We start from the raw sequence: 12,645 nt of genomic DNA on the forward strand, positions 1-12,645 counted from the left end.
CTGGGGTGGTGTTCGACCGATTCTTCGACATGATCCGGGCCGTCCCGGTGCCGGACGACGCCGAGCTGCTGTACGGCGACGACGAGCTCGGCCGCCTGCGGGAGCGCAACCTGCGCCGCTACCTCGCGGTGCCGCACGCGCCCATCCTGCTTCTCGGCGAGGCCCCCGGCTGGCGCGGGATGACGGTGACCGGAGTGCCGTTCACCTCGGTCCGCGAAGTGGATGCGGGCGTGCTGCCCGGTCTGGAGCTCCCGCCGCATCCGCAGGCGCCGTGGGAGGCGTCCAGCCGGGTCGTCTGGGAGACGATGCTCGACTGGCGCGGGCCGCTGCCGTTGTCGTGGCCGATCTACCCGCACCACCCGTTCGTCGCCGGCAAACCGCAGACGAACCGCACCCCGCGCTCCTCGGAGGTGCGCGAGGGGGCGCCGGTCGCGCTGGAGCTGATCCGGGAGCTGGGCGTCGAGACGATCGTCGCGGTCGGGCGGAAGGCGCAGGGGGCGCTCGCGGAGGCGGGCATCGAGGCGCCTGCGGTGCGGCATCCCGCGCAGGGCGGAGCGCGGATGTTCTCCGAGCAGCTGATCGCGCTCAACCGGGCTATGCTCGACGCCGGCTGAGCGCATCCCGCGAGGTCGACCGGTCAGTCGAGCGCGACGGCCTCGCGGTGCTGCCGCGTCTTCTCCAGGTACACCGCGGCGTTCTGCGCGATGCCGCGCAGTTCGTCGTCGGTCAGCTCGCGGCGGACCTTCGCCGGAACCCCGGCAACGAGCGATCGCGGCGGGATGTCGGCGCCCTGCGTGACGACGGCTCCGGCGGCGACGAGCGATCCGGTCCCGATGCGGGCGCCGTTGAGGATGGTCGCGCTCATGCCGATGAGCACGTCGTCCTCGATCGTGCAGCCGTGGAGGACGGCGTTGTGGCCGACGGAGACGCGCTCGCCGACGGTGAGCGGGAAGGCCGGGTCGACGTGCGCGGAGACGTTGTCCTGGAGGTTCGAATCACGTCCGATGACGATCGGCGCGTTGTCGGCACGCACGACCGCGCCGTACCAGACGCTCGCTCCGGGATGCAGCGTGACGTCGCCGACGACGTGCGCGCCGGGCGCCACCCAGGCGTCCTCGGCGACCTGGGGCGAGCCTCCGTCGGGGAGGGCGAAGAGCATGGGATCTCCTTCCGTCCGTCGGGACCACGGTACTTGACGCGTATTCACCCATGCCGTATATTCCAAGTGGAATAATCAACCGAACAACATTGAGAGCATGTCCGAACCTCGCACCCTCACCCCCCTCGCCGTCGCCGCGCTCGCGCTGCTGGCCGAGGGCCCGTCGCATCCGTACGAGATGTACCAGACGCTCATGCAGCGTTCGGAGGACCGGCTGGTCAAGGTGCGGCCCGGCTCGCTCTACCACACCGTCGATCGGATGGAGGCGCACGGTTTCGTGCGCGCCACCGGCACCGAGCGCGAAGGCAACCGGCCGGAGCGCACCACCTACGAGATCACCGACGCGGGCACCCGCGCGCTGGGGGAGCGCATCACCGAGATCATCGGAACGCCCACCAACGAGTACCCGGAGTTCCCGCTCGGCCTCGGCGAGGCGCACAACCTCCCCATCGAGACCGTGATCGCGCTGCTCCGCAAGCGCGTGGCCTTGATCCGGGCCGACACCGGGGTGCTGGATGGCGCTATCGCCGACCTGACGCAGCGCGGGGTGCCGGCCAAGTACTGGCTGGACGTCCGCTACCAGCGGGCGATCACCGCCACAGAGGCGGACGTGCTCGAAACCCTGATCGCAGACCTCCAATCGGGCGCCGTCTCGTGGTCCGAAGAAAAGCATTGAGAGAAGACTCATGGAACGTCAACTGAAGCCGTGGCCCGCCCTCTGGGCGCTCGTCATCGGGTTCTTCATGATCCTGATCGACACCACCATCGTGTCGGTCGCGAACCCGTCGATCATGGAGGGCCTGAAACTCGGCACCGATTACAACGCCGTCATCTGGGTGACGAGCGCGTACCTGCTCGCCTACGCGGTGCCGCTGCTCATCACCGGCCGCCTCGGCGACCGGTTCGGCCCGAAGAACCTCTACCTGATCGGCCTGGTGGTGTTCACCCTGGCGTCCGCCTGGTGCGGTTTCGCCGGATCCATCGGCTTCCTGATCGCCGCGCGCGTGGTCCAGGGCCTGGGCGCCGCGCTGATGACGCCGCAGACGATGGCGGTCATCACCCGCATCTTCCCGCCGGAGCGCCGCGGCGCCGCCATGGGTCTGTGGGGCGCCGTCGCCGGCGTCGCCACCCTGATCGGCCCGCTGCTCGGCGGCGTGCTCGTCGACAGCCTGGGATGGGAGTGGATCTTCTTCATCAACGTCCCCGTCGGCATCGTGGCGTTCATCCTCGCGATGCGTCTCGTGCCGAAGCTCCCGACGCACTCGCACAGCTTCGACGTGCTCGGCGTCATCCTCTCCGGCGTCGGCATGTTCCTGCTCGTCTTCGGCATCCAGGAGGGCAGCACCTACGACTGGGGCGTCATCTGGGGCCCGATCTCGGTGTGGGGTCTGATCATCGCCGGCATCGTCGTGCTCGCCGCCTTCGTCGTCTGGCAGGCCTTCAACAAGAAGGAGCCGCTGCTCCCGCTGCCGCTGTTCCGCGACCGCAACTTCTCGCTGTCGAACGGCGCCATCACGACCGTCGGCTTCGCCGTGACCTGTATGGCGCTGCCGCTGGTGTTCTACTTCCAGACCGTGCGCGGCCTGACGCCGACCGAGTCGGCTCTGATGCTGGCGCCGACGGCCGTCTTCTCGGGCGTGCTCGCGCCGTTCGTCGGCCGGCTCATCGACAAGGTGAACCCGCGTAACATCGCCACCCCGGCGCTCGTGCTGTTCGCGTTCGCCCTCTTCCTCTACTCGCGGATGCTGTCGCCGGACGTCAACATCTTCCTGCTCCTCATCCCGAGCGCCCTGATGGGCATCGCGATGTCGGGCGTCTGGGGACCGATCTCCACCACGGCGACGCGCAACCTGCCGATGAACCAGGCGGGCGCCGGCTCCGGCGTGTTCAACACCACCCGTCAGATCGGCGCGGTGCTGGGCAGCGCATCCATCGCCGCCCTGATCGAGGGACGCCTCGCCGTCGACCTGCCGAAGATGCCCGGCGGCGCGAACGCCAGCGAGGCGGCCGCGGGGACGGAGCTGCCGCAGGTGCTGCACGCGGGCTTCACCCAGGCGATGTCGGAGGCCCTGCTGCTTCCGGCGGCCGTCGCCTTCCTCGGTGCGCTCGTCGTCGTCTGGTGGGAGCGGCCGAAGCCGCCCGCGTGGGCGCGTCAGGCCGGCGGTGCCGGTGCGGGAGCCGGTGCTGGTGCCGCAGCTGCCGGTGCCCCGGCCGCCGAGGGTGCACCGGTCGCCGCGGGTGCGACGGTCGAGTCCGCCGATGCCGCCACGCACGGCGCCCACGCCGCCCCGGTCCCGGTGGATGCGACACCGCACGGTGCGCACGCCGCTCCGGTGCCGCCCGCGACGGACCTCGCCCCCGGCGACGAGCCGCCGCACGGCCTCCACGCCGCGCCCGTCACGGACTGACGCCGACCGACACGAAAAGGGAGGAGGTCGCAGCCACTCCGGCTGCGACCTCCTCCCTTTCGCGTTCTTTTCGGCCGCTCAGGCCGAGATCTCCTCCGCTTCCGTCACCACACGGACCGCGTTCGACCACGGATCGTCGAAGCCGAGCGACCGGCCGTCGTCGCGGGTCTGCACGCCGTAGTGCCGCATCCGCTCGGCCAGGGCGCCGACATCGTCGGACGACGGCAGCTTCAGCTGCACCTCGCCGAGGCCCAGGGCGAGCCGGCGGCGCCCGGCGCCGCGGCTGTTCCACGTGTTCATGGCCATGTGGTGGTGGTAGCCCCCGGCGCTGACGAACAGGGCCGATCCGCCGAGGGATGCGGTGGCCTCGAACCCGAGCCGGTCGACGTAGAACTCGCGGGCCGTCGCGACGTCTCCGACCGAGAGGTGCACATGACCGACGGAGGCATCGCCGAACACCGGCGTCCCGTTCGAGGCGGTGGCCGCCTCCGCGAGCGCGACGCCGCGCTCCGTCAGGTGCTCGTTGAGGAAGGCGTTCGGATCGAGGTACAGCGTGTCCATCTCGACCTGGCCGTGCGTCCAGCTCCACAGCGAGCGGTCGCGGTCCCAGTACAGCTCGACGCCGTTCCCCTCCGGGTCGGTGAAGTAGAACGCGGTGCTGACCAGGTGGTCGGCGCTGCCGGTGAAGGTGCCCGGTGCGCGGCGGGCGACCGAGTACACGGCGGCGGCCAGCGTCTCGGGGGTGTCGAACACGATCGCGGTGTGGAACAGCCCGGCCTCGCCGGGGCCGGCGTGCTTCAGTTCGGGTGCGTGCTCGAGCACGACCGCGGGTGTCGCTCCGCGCCCGAGGACCACGCGGCCGCCCTCGGCGGCGAGGACGCTCAGGGTGACGGCGTCACGGTAGTACGCGGTCATCCGGTCGAGGTCGGCGACGCGGAGGGTCACCGCGCCCATCGCGGAGTCGGCGGGGAGGAGTTCGGTCATGGTGAGGACAACGCCCCAGGTCACCGGGGTATTTCTCGCGTTCGCCGAGAGCGGTTCTGAGCGTCAGGTCTCGATCGCTCCGCCGGTCTCGGCGAGGTACCGGCGCAGGGTCAGGCCCGGGTCGTCGGCCTGCATCCGGCGGTAGCGCGCGAAGTCGAGCTGTTCGCGCAGCGACGCGCCAGAACGCATCCGCTCGGCCTGCGCCCCCTCGACCGATTGGATGCGCGCCGCCTCGGTGAAGAGCACGTCGCGGTCCGCGGCGCCGATCACGAGCACTCCGTCGTCGTCGGCCACGATCCAGTGCTCTGGCGTCACCGTCACCCCGTCGAGGAACGCCGACCGCATCGCGGAACCGGCCGGCGGCACGCGGCGAGGACCGAAGGGATGTGCACCACGGCTGAACACGGGCAGCCCGATCTCGCGCAGCTGGGCGGTGTCGCGGTGACGTCCCCAGATGACCGCGCCGGACATCCCGGCGGTCGCCGCCTCTAACAGCATCAGGTCGCCGACGCACGCCTCGTCGTCGCGGCCACCGTTGTCCACGACGAGCACGGCGCCCGGGGGAGCGTCGTCGATCGTCTCCAGCAGCACGTCGACGCTGCCCAGATGTGTCACGGGAGCGGCGGGACCGGCGAAGGGGCGGCCGGGGAGCAGAGCGACGAGGTCGACGGGAGCCGTCCCGACGGCGATGCCGAGACGTACGGCGGCGTCGGCGATCGCGGCGGTCGCGGGAGGCGCGGAGGAGGGGGCTGCAGCATCCATGTCGCGACGCTATACCGCGGGGCATGCGCGGTCGGGCATGCGCGGTCGGGAATGCGAGCGTCCGAGCCGACAGGCGGCGGTGCGTCCTACTCGCCGGTGAGCCGCTCCAGAAGCTCGCGGTAGCGCGCGGCCGTCCGCTCGACGATGTCGGCAGGGAGTTCCGGCGGCGTGCCCGTCTTGTCCCAGTTCGCGGCCAGCCAGTCGCGCACGATCTGCTTGTCGAAACTGGCCATCCGCTCCTCCGCCGTGGTCCCGGTCGCATACGCGGAGGCATCCCAGTAACGGCTGGAGTCGCTGGTCAGCACCTCATCGGCGAGCGTGATCTCGCCGGTCGTGCGATCGGCGCCGAACTCGAACTTGGTGTCGGCGATGATGATGCCGCGCGCCTCGGCGATCGCGGCACCGCGCGCGTACACGTGCAGGGAGAGGCGCCGAAGCTCCTCCGCGACCTCCGGCCCGACCAGCTCGACCGTGCGCTCGAAGCTGATGTTCTCGTCGTGCTGCCCGATCGGCGCCTTCCAGGCGGGCGTGTAGAGCGGCTCCGGCAGCCGGTCGCCGTTCTGCAGGCCCGACGGCAGCGGGATGCCGCACACGCTCTGCGACGCGCGGTACTCCGCCCAGCCGCTTCCGGTGAGGTAGCCGCGGACGACGCACTCGATCGGGAACATGTCGAGCGGCTTCACCAGCATCGAGCGGCCGGCGACCTCGGCCGGAATGCGCTCGACGACGGTGTCGCCGACGAGCGTGTGATCGGGGATGAGGTGGTTCGGCACGTCATCCAGCTGGTCGAACCACCACAGGCTCAGCGTCGTCAACAGCTCGCCCTTGGCCGGGATGCCGGGCTCCAACACGTGGTCGAACGCGCTCACGCGGTCGCTCGCGACGACGAGCACGCTGTCCGTGTCGGCGAGGCTGGATGCGCCCTCCGGCACGTACAGGTCGCGCACCTTGCCTGAGTAGACGTGGACCCATCCCGGAAGTTCGCTCACCCGTCCATCGTAGAGCGAGCGGCGAACCTCCCGGGCTGGTCGTCAGGCCGCTACGTCAGCAGCTTGGCCTTGGCGGCCGAGAACTCCTCGTCGGTGAGCACGCCCTGCGTGTGGAGCGTGGCCAGCTGCTGCAGCCGCGTCATCAGGTCGTCGGCCGGAGCCGCCTGCTGCTGCGCCGCCGCCTGCTGGGCGGCGGCCTGCTGGGCGGCCGCCTCCTGCTGCGCCTGCGCCTCCTGGGCCTGCTGCGCCGCCTGCTGCTGCTCGTACTGCTCCTGCTCGTACTGGTTCTGGTACTTCTGCTGCTGGTGGTGCTGGACACCGCCGGCCACCGCCGTGGCGGTGCCCGCGACGACCGCTGTGCGCGCCGCCATCCCGATCAGTCCCGGGCGTCCCATTCGTCTCAATGGCATGGTGTTCTCCTCAGCCTTCCGTGGTTTCGAGCTCGTCGTAGGCGTCGGCCGCGACCGCGTTGAGCACCGGCGCGGGGATGCGCTCGCTGTGCAGCACGACGCCGCCCGACTGGAAGAACCGGCTCGCCAGGTCCTTCGCCCAGAGGTGCTCGATCACGAGGATCGCCCCCGTGGATCCGGGCTCCAGGAGTTCGGCGATCTGCTGAACGTCCTCGTCCCCGGCGAGCCCGGTGGCGTCGAGCGTGATGTCGGTCATCCCGATCTCGTCGCCGATCTCCTCCAGCTCGATGATGTCGACGCTGCCGTCGTCGTGGCGTTCGACGAAGACCAGGTCGAGCAGTCGCACCGTGCCGTTCTCGACCAGGTCGAGGATCGCTTCGACGACGCCCGCAGACGGTCGATCGGTGTCGAACTGGGCGACCATGAACTCCGCCGGACCGTACTCGAATTCGGCCATTTCATCCTCTTCTCCGCGGCCCACCCCGCTGTCACGCGCACCATACTGCCGCGCGGAGAGGCCCGGCAATGCACCACTTCCGCGGATCGGGGAGTGGCGTAATGTGCCCGGTCACATTTCCTAGAATGGGGATGTCGATCGGAGCGGATGGCCGCCCGACGACCAACCGGGAGGACCTCGATGGCCGAGAAGAACTGGGCGGGCAACTACGAGTACCAGGCCGAGCGCATCGCCCGGCCGGACACGATCGACGAACTGCGCGACCTGGTGCTGAGCGCCCCCGCGGTGCGCGCTCTCGGCAGCAGGCACTCCTTCAACGACCTCGCCGACACCCCCGGTCTGCTCATCAGCACGGCCGGCCTGCCCGGCGACATCCGCATCGACGAGGCTGCCCGCACGGTCACCGTCGGCGGCGGCGTCCGCTACGGCGACCTCGCGCGCGAGCTGCAGGAGGCGGGATGGGCGCTGCACAACCTCGCGTCCCTCCCGCACATCTCGGTCGCGGGCGCCATCGCGACGGCGACGCACGGTTCGGGCGACCGCAACGGCAACCTGTCCACCGCGGTGGCGGGCCTGCGCATCCTCACCGGTTCGGGCGACCTGGTCGAGCTGCGGCGCGGCGATGAGGGGTTCGAGGGAGCGGTCGTCGGTCTCGGCGCGCTCGGCGTCGTGACGGATGTGACCCTCGACATCCGGCCGACCTATGACGCGCGTCAGCGACTCTTCGGCGGTGTGCCGTGGGAGGCCGTGATCGATCGGTTCGACGAGGTCACCTCAGCGGCCTACAGCGTGAGCCTGTTCACGACGTGGGATGAGGAGGCGGTCTCGCTCGCCTGGCTGAAGGAGCTCGACGGGGTCGAGACGCTCATCGAGGACGACTTCTTCGGGGCGCCGGCGCTGACCGAGCCGCGGCACATGATCCAGACGATGGATGTGCGCAACACGACCGAGCAGCTCGGTGTGGTCGGGCCGTGGAGCGAGCGGCTGGCGCACTTCCGGTTCGAGTTCACGCCGTCGAACGGCGCGGAGATCCAGTCGGAGTACCTGGTGCCGCGCGCCCGTGCCGTCGAGGCGATCGAGGCCGTGCGTGCGCTGGCTCCGGTGGTGGCTCCGCTGCTGCAGATCTCGGAGATCCGCACGGTCGCCGCCGACGACCTGTGGCTGTCGAGCGCCTACCAGACAGACGCGGTCGGCCTGCACTTCACGTGGTTCCGCGACCAGGCGGGCGTGGAGGCGGTGCTCCCGCAGCTGGAGGCCGCCCTGCTTCCGCTCGGCGCGCGTCCGCACTGGGGCAAGCTGTACGTCGACCGCGACCGCGTCGTCCCGTCCCTCTACCCGCGCCTGGCCGACTTCGCGGCCCTCACGCAGCGCTTCGATCCCGCTGCGCGCTTCCGCAACCCGTTCCTCACGCGCCTCCTCCCCTAACCCCCACTGCCGGACCCCCACCGTCGAGTCCGCACAAATTGCACAAGAATCGCCGCTGAGGCGTGCAGTTTTTGCGTACTCGACGGTGGGGGGAGGGGTCAGGAGACGCGGGCGGCGATGTCGGTGCGGTACTGGGCACCCTCGAGGTGGATGCGGTCGAGCGCCGCGTAGGCACGGGAGCGCGCCTCGGCGAAGCCGGTGCCGCGCGCGACGACCGACAGCACGCGTCCTCCGGTCGCGATCAGCTCGCCGGTCGCCTCGTGGCGCGCGGTCGCCGCGTGCGCGATGGTCACCTCGGGCACGGCCGCCGCTTCGCCGAGGCCCGTGATCGGCCGGCCGGTCTGCGGCGCCTCCGGGTACCCCTCGCTGGCGAGCACCACGGTGACGGCCGTGTCGAGCGCGAACTCCGGGCGGGGCAGTCCGCCGAGGCCGCCGGTCGCCGATGCGAGCAGCAGCGTCGACAGCGGGGTCACGAGTCGCGGGAGAACGACCTGCGTCTCCGGGTCGCCGAACCGGGCGTTGAACTCGATCACGCGGATGCCGCGGTCGGTCAGGATGAGCCCGCAGTAGAGCAGGCCGATGAACGGCGTCTGCTCCCGCGCCATCGTGCGGACGGTCGGCAGCGCGATCGTGTCGATGACCTCGTCCACGAAGCCTTCCGGCAGCCACGGAAGCGGCGAGTAGGCGCCCATCCCGCCGGTGTTCGGGCCGGCGTCGCCGTCGAGAAGCCGCTTGTAGTCCTGCGCGGGCGAGAGCGGCAGCACGTCGTGCCCGTCGCTGAAGAGGAACAGCGAGACCTCCTGCCCGTCGAGGAACTCCTCGACCAGCACACCGCCGTGCCGAAGCCAGTGTGTCGCGTGCTCGACAGCGGCATCCCGCTCCTCGGTCACGAGCACGCCCTTGCCGGCGGCCAGCCCATCGGCCTTGACGACGTAGGGCGCACCGAACTCGTCGAGCGCGCGCTCCGCCTCGGCCAAAGTCTCGGCCCGCACAGCCCGCCCGGTGGGCACGCCGGCCGCATCCATGATGCGCTTCGCGTACGCCTTCGAGCCTTCCAGCTGAGCGGCCGCCTTGCCCGGTCCGAACACGGGGATGCCGCGGGTGCGCAGCGGGTCGGCGACGCCGGCGACGAGCGGCGCCTCCGGGCCGATGACGACGAGTTCGATGTCGTTCTCGAGCGCGTACTCGGTGACCGCGACGCCGTCGAGCGGATCGAGCGACGTCTCGACCCGGACGTCCTGTGCGATACCGGCGTTCCCGGGCGCCGCCACGATGTCGTGGCGCACCTCCTCGGCGAGCAGCGCGGTGATGATGGCGTGCTCACGGGCACCGGAACCGAGGACGAGAATCTTCACGCCACCATGCTAGAGGGAGTGGATGCGGCGCTCCGGCTCCAGGCGTGCGCGGTGGAAGGATGGATGCCATGGCGAGAGCGAAGATCGCGGACGAGGTCGGCGGCCCGGCCGTCCGGGCGGCCGTCGCGGGCGGCGCCGACCGGAACACCACGGCGACGGCGGTCCGGTACCTGCTGCAGCTGCTGGCGGAGCGCGCGCCGGGCAACACCGTCGAGGTGCGCGTGCCGCCGTTCGGGGCGGTGCAATGCATCCCGGGTCCGCGTCACACGCGTGGGACGCCGCCGAACGTCATCGAGACGGATGCTGCCACGTGGCTTGCGCTCGCCTCCGGTTCGATGACGTGGGACGAGGGGATCGCGTCCGGTGCGGTGCACGCGTCCGGCCAGCGGGCGTCCCTCGAAGGACTCCTCCCGCTGCGCTACTGAGCTGGCGGGCGCGTGGCCGGCGTGCCGTCAGCGCATCCCGCCCAGCACGCCCACGATCGCGGCGACGATCAGCAGCAGCGCGAACCCGCCCGCTGCCGCGGGGCCGAGTGCAGCGGCGATCCGGGATGCGGCTGCCGGGCTTTTCGAGGAGCTCATACCCATTCAGACGGCCGGGACGACGGGTCATGACGGCCGACGGCCGCTCAGGTTCGATCTGGGAGAATGAAGGCATGAGCGACACCCCCGAGGACCGGCAGGTCGGCGACCCGCAGGTCGAGGAGACCGTCACACCCGCCGAGGTCCGCGTGCGCCGCTCCCCGCGCTACTTCCGCTTCATGATCACCGGCGCGATCCTCTTCGCCATCGTCGCTCTCATCCTCACCTTCTCCTTCCCGGAGAATCCGACGTACGACCGCGGTTCCGTGTTCGGCTTCCTGCTCGCGATCGGCGTGACGGTGGGCGTCGCGGTCGGCGCCGTCGTCGCTCTGGTGCTCGACCGGGTGACCGCCCGTCGAGCGCGCAGCGTCCAGGCGGATAGAATCGACGTGCGCGTCCCCGAGCCCGGGTCGTCGCCCGTGCGGCACGAGGGCTCGCAGCCGGAGCCCGGCACGAACGACAGCAGCACGAGCGACACCCAGAGCTGAACATCCCGACTTCCTGAAAGGGGTCCGCTGTGGCCGGAGGCGACGGTCTTCTCAGTCACGATCTGCTACCCGGCGAGAAGGGGCCGCAGGACGCCTGTGGTGTCTTCGGCGTCTGGGCTCCCGGTGAGGAGGTCGCCAAGCTCAGCTACTTCGGGCTCTACGCGCTCCAGCACCGCGGCCAGGAGTCGGCAGGCATCGCGACGAGCGACGGCGACAAGATCCTGATCTACAAGGACATGGGTCTGGTCTCCCAGGTCTTCAACGAGAACGCGCTGAACTCGCTGCCCGGCCACATCGCCGTCGGCCACACGCGTTACTCCACCACCGGCGCATCCAGTTGGCAGAACGCGCAGCCGACCCTCGGCTCCACGGCGAGCGGCACCGTCGCCCTCGGCCACAACGGCAACCTGACCAACACCGCCGAGCTGATGCAGCTCGTCCACGAGCGCTACCCCCAGCACGACGGCGAGCTCAGCCGGGGCAACACGACGGACACCGCGGTCGTCACGGCGCTCCTCACCGGCGACCTGGACCACACGCTCGAGGCGACCGCCCTGGAGGTGCTGCCGCGTCTGCGCGGCGCCTACTGCCTGGTCTTCATGGACGAGCACACGCTGTACGCCGCCCGCGACCCGCAGGGCGTCCGCCCTCTGGTGCTCGGCCGCCTGGAGCGCGGCTGGGTCGTCGCCTCCGAGACCGCAGCACTCGACATCGTCGGCGCCAGCTTCGTGCGCGAGGTCGAGCCGGGCGAGCTGATCGCCATCGACGAGAACGGCCTCCGCAGCCAGCGCTTCGCCTCCGAGAAGCGCGCGGGATGCGTCTTCGAGTACGTCTACCTGGCACGTCCAGACACCACCATCTCCGGCCGAGGCGTCTACGAGGCCCGCGTCGAGATGGGCCGCCAGCTCGCTCGCGAGCACGCGGTCGAGGCCGACCTGGTCATCCCGACGCCCGAGTCCGGCACCCCGGCGGCGATCGGCTACGCGCAGGCGTCCGGCATCCCGTTCGGTCAGGGCCTCGTCAAGAACTCGTACGTCGGCCGCACGTTCATCCAGCCGTCGCAGACCATCCGCCAGCGCGGTATCAAGCTGAAGCTGAACCCGCTGAAGGAGGTCATCAAGGGCAAGCGCCTGATCGTGGTCGACGACTCCATCGTTCGCGGCAACACGCAGCGCGCACTGGTGTCGATGCTCCGCGAGGCCGGTGCGGCCGAGGTGCACGTCCGCATCTCGAGCCCGCCCATCACCTGGCCGTGCTTCTACGGCATCGACTTCGCCTCGCGCGCCGAGCTGATCGCCACGGGCCTGGGGGTGGAGGAGGTGCGCCAGTCGATCGGCGCCGACAGCCTCGGCTACCTCTCCGAAGACGGCATGATCGACGCGACCGAGCAGCCGCGCGAGCTGCTGTGCACGGCGTGCTTCACGGGCAAGTACCCGATCGAGCTCCCGGACGCGCACCACCTAGGCAAGAACCTGCTCGAGCGTCCGGAGGTCAGCCCGACGGACGACGGCTCCGACGCGACGTCCGATGGATGCGAGCCCGGCCCGGACTCGGAGCTCGAGCCGCTGCTCAGCTTCGGCGACCCCGGCCGCCAGGAGTAGGGCAGCCAGGAACAGCGGCGCCAGGA

The 12,645-nt window shown here is 70.7% G+C and carries 15 protein-coding genes; 7 read left to right on the forward strand and 8 right to left on the reverse strand.

The genetic code is table 11. The annotated features are described in order from the left end of the window. Window positions 1-8: 8 nt before the first annotated feature. The gene (locus tag BLR91_RS00925) at window positions 9-614 is read left to right on the forward strand and encodes a uracil-DNA glycosylase (protein ID WP_231918775.1); all 606 of its coding nucleotides are present in this window, start codon (window positions 9-11) and stop codon (window positions 612-614) included. A 23-nt stretch (window positions 615-637) separates the two neighbouring features. On the opposite strand, the gene BLR91_RS00930 is transcribed toward BLR91_RS00925, so the two are convergent. Next, window positions 638-1,159, reverse strand: a complete 522-nt coding sequence (locus BLR91_RS00930; RefSeq protein WP_089878145.1) for a gamma carbonic anhydrase family protein — start codon at window positions 1,157-1,159, stop codon at window positions 638-640. A gap of 97 nt (window positions 1,160-1,256) precedes the next feature. Between BLR91_RS00930 and BLR91_RS00935 the strand changes: the two genes are divergently transcribed. Further along, window positions 1,257-1,835, forward strand: a complete 579-nt coding sequence (locus tag BLR91_RS00935; protein ID WP_089878140.1) for a PadR family transcriptional regulator — start codon at window positions 1,257-1,259, stop codon at window positions 1,833-1,835. Between the two features lie 10 nt (window positions 1,836-1,845). Further along, window positions 1,846-3,567 (forward strand): DHA2 family efflux MFS transporter permease subunit, encoded by a 1,722-nt coding sequence (locus BLR91_RS00940; protein ID WP_089878137.1) that lies wholly within the window; start codon window positions 1,846-1,848, stop codon window positions 3,565-3,567. Between the two features lie 78 nt (window positions 3,568-3,645). Here BLR91_RS00940 and BLR91_RS00945 read toward each other — a convergent pair whose 3' ends face one another. The 5 genes from BLR91_RS00945 to BLR91_RS00965 all read right to left on the reverse strand — a co-directional run bounded on the left by BLR91_RS00945 (window position 3,646) and on the right by BLR91_RS00965 (window position 7,169). After that, window positions 3,646-4,551 (reverse strand): VOC family protein, encoded by a 906-nt coding sequence (locus tag BLR91_RS00945; RefSeq protein WP_172823241.1) that lies wholly within the window; start codon window positions 4,549-4,551, stop codon window positions 3,646-3,648. 63 nt (window positions 4,552-4,614) lie between these two features. Beyond that, entirely contained in the window at window positions 4,615-5,313 is a 699-nt protein-coding gene (locus BLR91_RS00950; protein ID WP_089878131.1) for an RraA family protein, read from the reverse strand. A gap of 86 nt (window positions 5,314-5,399) precedes the next feature. Next, window positions 5,400-6,302: a phosphoribosylaminoimidazolesuccinocarboxamide synthase gene (locus tag BLR91_RS00955; protein ID WP_018192350.1), complete on the reverse strand. Its 903-nt coding sequence runs from the start codon at window positions 6,300-6,302 to the stop codon at window positions 5,400-5,402. A gap of 50 nt (window positions 6,303-6,352) precedes the next feature. Then, window positions 6,353-6,697 (reverse strand): SHOCT domain-containing protein, encoded by a 345-nt coding sequence (locus BLR91_RS00960; protein WP_018192349.1) that lies wholly within the window; start codon window positions 6,695-6,697, stop codon window positions 6,353-6,355. Between the two features lie 25 nt (window positions 6,698-6,722). Then, window positions 6,723-7,169: a DUF6325 family protein gene (locus BLR91_RS00965; RefSeq protein WP_018192348.1), complete on the reverse strand. Its 447-nt coding sequence runs from the start codon at window positions 7,167-7,169 to the stop codon at window positions 6,723-6,725. Window positions 7,170-7,349: 180 nt separating this feature from the next. Here BLR91_RS00965 and BLR91_RS00970 point away from each other — a divergent pair, with 180 nt between their 5' ends. Continuing rightward, the gene (locus BLR91_RS00970; protein ID WP_089878127.1) at window positions 7,350-8,594 is read left to right on the forward strand and encodes an FAD-binding protein; all 1,245 of its coding nucleotides are present in this window, start codon (window positions 7,350-7,352) and stop codon (window positions 8,592-8,594) included. Between the two features lie 98 nt (window positions 8,595-8,692). Here BLR91_RS00970 and purD read toward each other — a convergent pair whose 3' ends face one another. Continuing rightward, window positions 8,693-9,949, reverse strand: coding sequence for a phosphoribosylamine--glycine ligase (gene purD, locus BLR91_RS00975; protein ID WP_020076642.1), 1,257 nt, complete (start codon window positions 9,947-9,949; stop codon window positions 8,693-8,695). Window positions 9,950-10,017: 68 nt separating this feature from the next. Between purD and BLR91_RS00980 the strand changes: the two genes are divergently transcribed. Beyond that, complete coding sequence (locus tag BLR91_RS00980; RefSeq protein ID WP_089878123.1) at window positions 10,018-10,374, forward strand: sterol carrier family protein; 357 nt, start codon at window positions 10,018-10,020, stop codon at window positions 10,372-10,374. A 27-nt stretch (window positions 10,375-10,401) separates the two neighbouring features. On the opposite strand, the gene BLR91_RS20385 is transcribed toward BLR91_RS00980, so the two are convergent. After that, on the reverse strand, window positions 10,402-10,530 hold the full coding sequence (locus BLR91_RS20385) for a hypothetical protein (protein WP_269457346.1): 129 nt from the start codon (window positions 10,528-10,530) through the stop codon (window positions 10,402-10,404). Window positions 10,531-10,604: 74 nt separating this feature from the next. On the opposite strand from BLR91_RS20385, the gene BLR91_RS00985 reads away from it, so the two are divergent. Together BLR91_RS00985 and purF are read left to right on the forward strand one after the other, a co-directional pair. Next, window positions 10,605-11,018 carry a hypothetical protein gene (locus tag BLR91_RS00985; protein ID WP_231918776.1) on the forward strand — a complete coding sequence of 138 codons (414 nt, stop codon included), beginning with the start codon at window positions 10,605-10,607 and terminating at the stop codon, window positions 11,016-11,018. A 29-nt stretch (window positions 11,019-11,047) separates the two neighbouring features. Next, the gene (purF, locus tag BLR91_RS00990; RefSeq protein WP_018192343.1) at window positions 11,048-12,619 is read left to right on the forward strand and encodes an amidophosphoribosyltransferase; all 1,572 of its coding nucleotides are present in this window, start codon (window positions 11,048-11,050) and stop codon (window positions 12,617-12,619) included. The last annotated feature ends 26 nt before the right edge of the window (window positions 12,620-12,645 follow it).

Source organism: Leifsonia sp. 466MF (genome assembly GCF_900100265.1).
Classification (GTDB): Bacteria; Actinomycetota; Actinomycetes; order Actinomycetales; family Microbacteriaceae; genus Leifsonia.

Bases quoted from the DNA above. Each gene is read 5' to 3' on its own strand.
- BLR91_RS00945 (WP_172823241.1), bottom strand. From the start codon at position 4,551: ATGACCGAACTCCTCCCCGCCGACTCCGCGATGGGCGCGGTGACCCTC.
- BLR91_RS00980 (WP_089878123.1), top strand. From the start codon at position 10,018: ATGGCGAGAGCGAAGATCGCGGACGAGGTCGGCGGCCCGGCCGTCCGG.
- BLR91_RS00930 (WP_089878145.1), bottom strand. From the start codon at position 1,159: ATGCTCTTCGCCCTCCCCGACGGAGGCTCGCCCCAGGTCGCCGAGGAC.
- BLR91_RS00950 (WP_089878131.1), bottom strand. From the start codon at position 5,313: ATGGATGCTGCAGCCCCCTCCTCCGCGCCTCCCGCGACCGCCGCGATC.
- BLR91_RS00965 (WP_018192348.1), bottom strand. From the start codon at position 7,169: ATGGCCGAATTCGAGTACGGTCCGGCGGAGTTCATGGTCGCCCAGTTC.
- BLR91_RS00985 (WP_231918776.1), top strand. From the start codon at position 10,605: ATGAGCGACACCCCCGAGGACCGGCAGGTCGGCGACCCGCAGGTCGAG.
- BLR91_RS00970 (WP_089878127.1), top strand. From the start codon at position 7,350: ATGGCCGAGAAGAACTGGGCGGGCAACTACGAGTACCAGGCCGAGCGC.
- BLR91_RS00935 (WP_089878140.1), top strand. From the start codon at position 1,257: ATGTCCGAACCTCGCACCCTCACCCCCCTCGCCGTCGCCGCGCTCGCG.
- BLR91_RS00940 (WP_089878137.1), top strand. From the start codon at position 1,846: ATGGAACGTCAACTGAAGCCGTGGCCCGCCCTCTGGGCGCTCGTCATC.
- BLR91_RS00960 (WP_018192349.1), bottom strand. From the start codon at position 6,697: ATGGGACGCCCGGGACTGATCGGGATGGCGGCGCGCACAGCGGTCGTC.
- BLR91_RS20385 (WP_269457346.1), bottom strand. From the start codon at position 10,530: ATGAGCTCCTCGAAAAGCCCGGCAGCCGCATCCCGGATCGCCGCTGCA.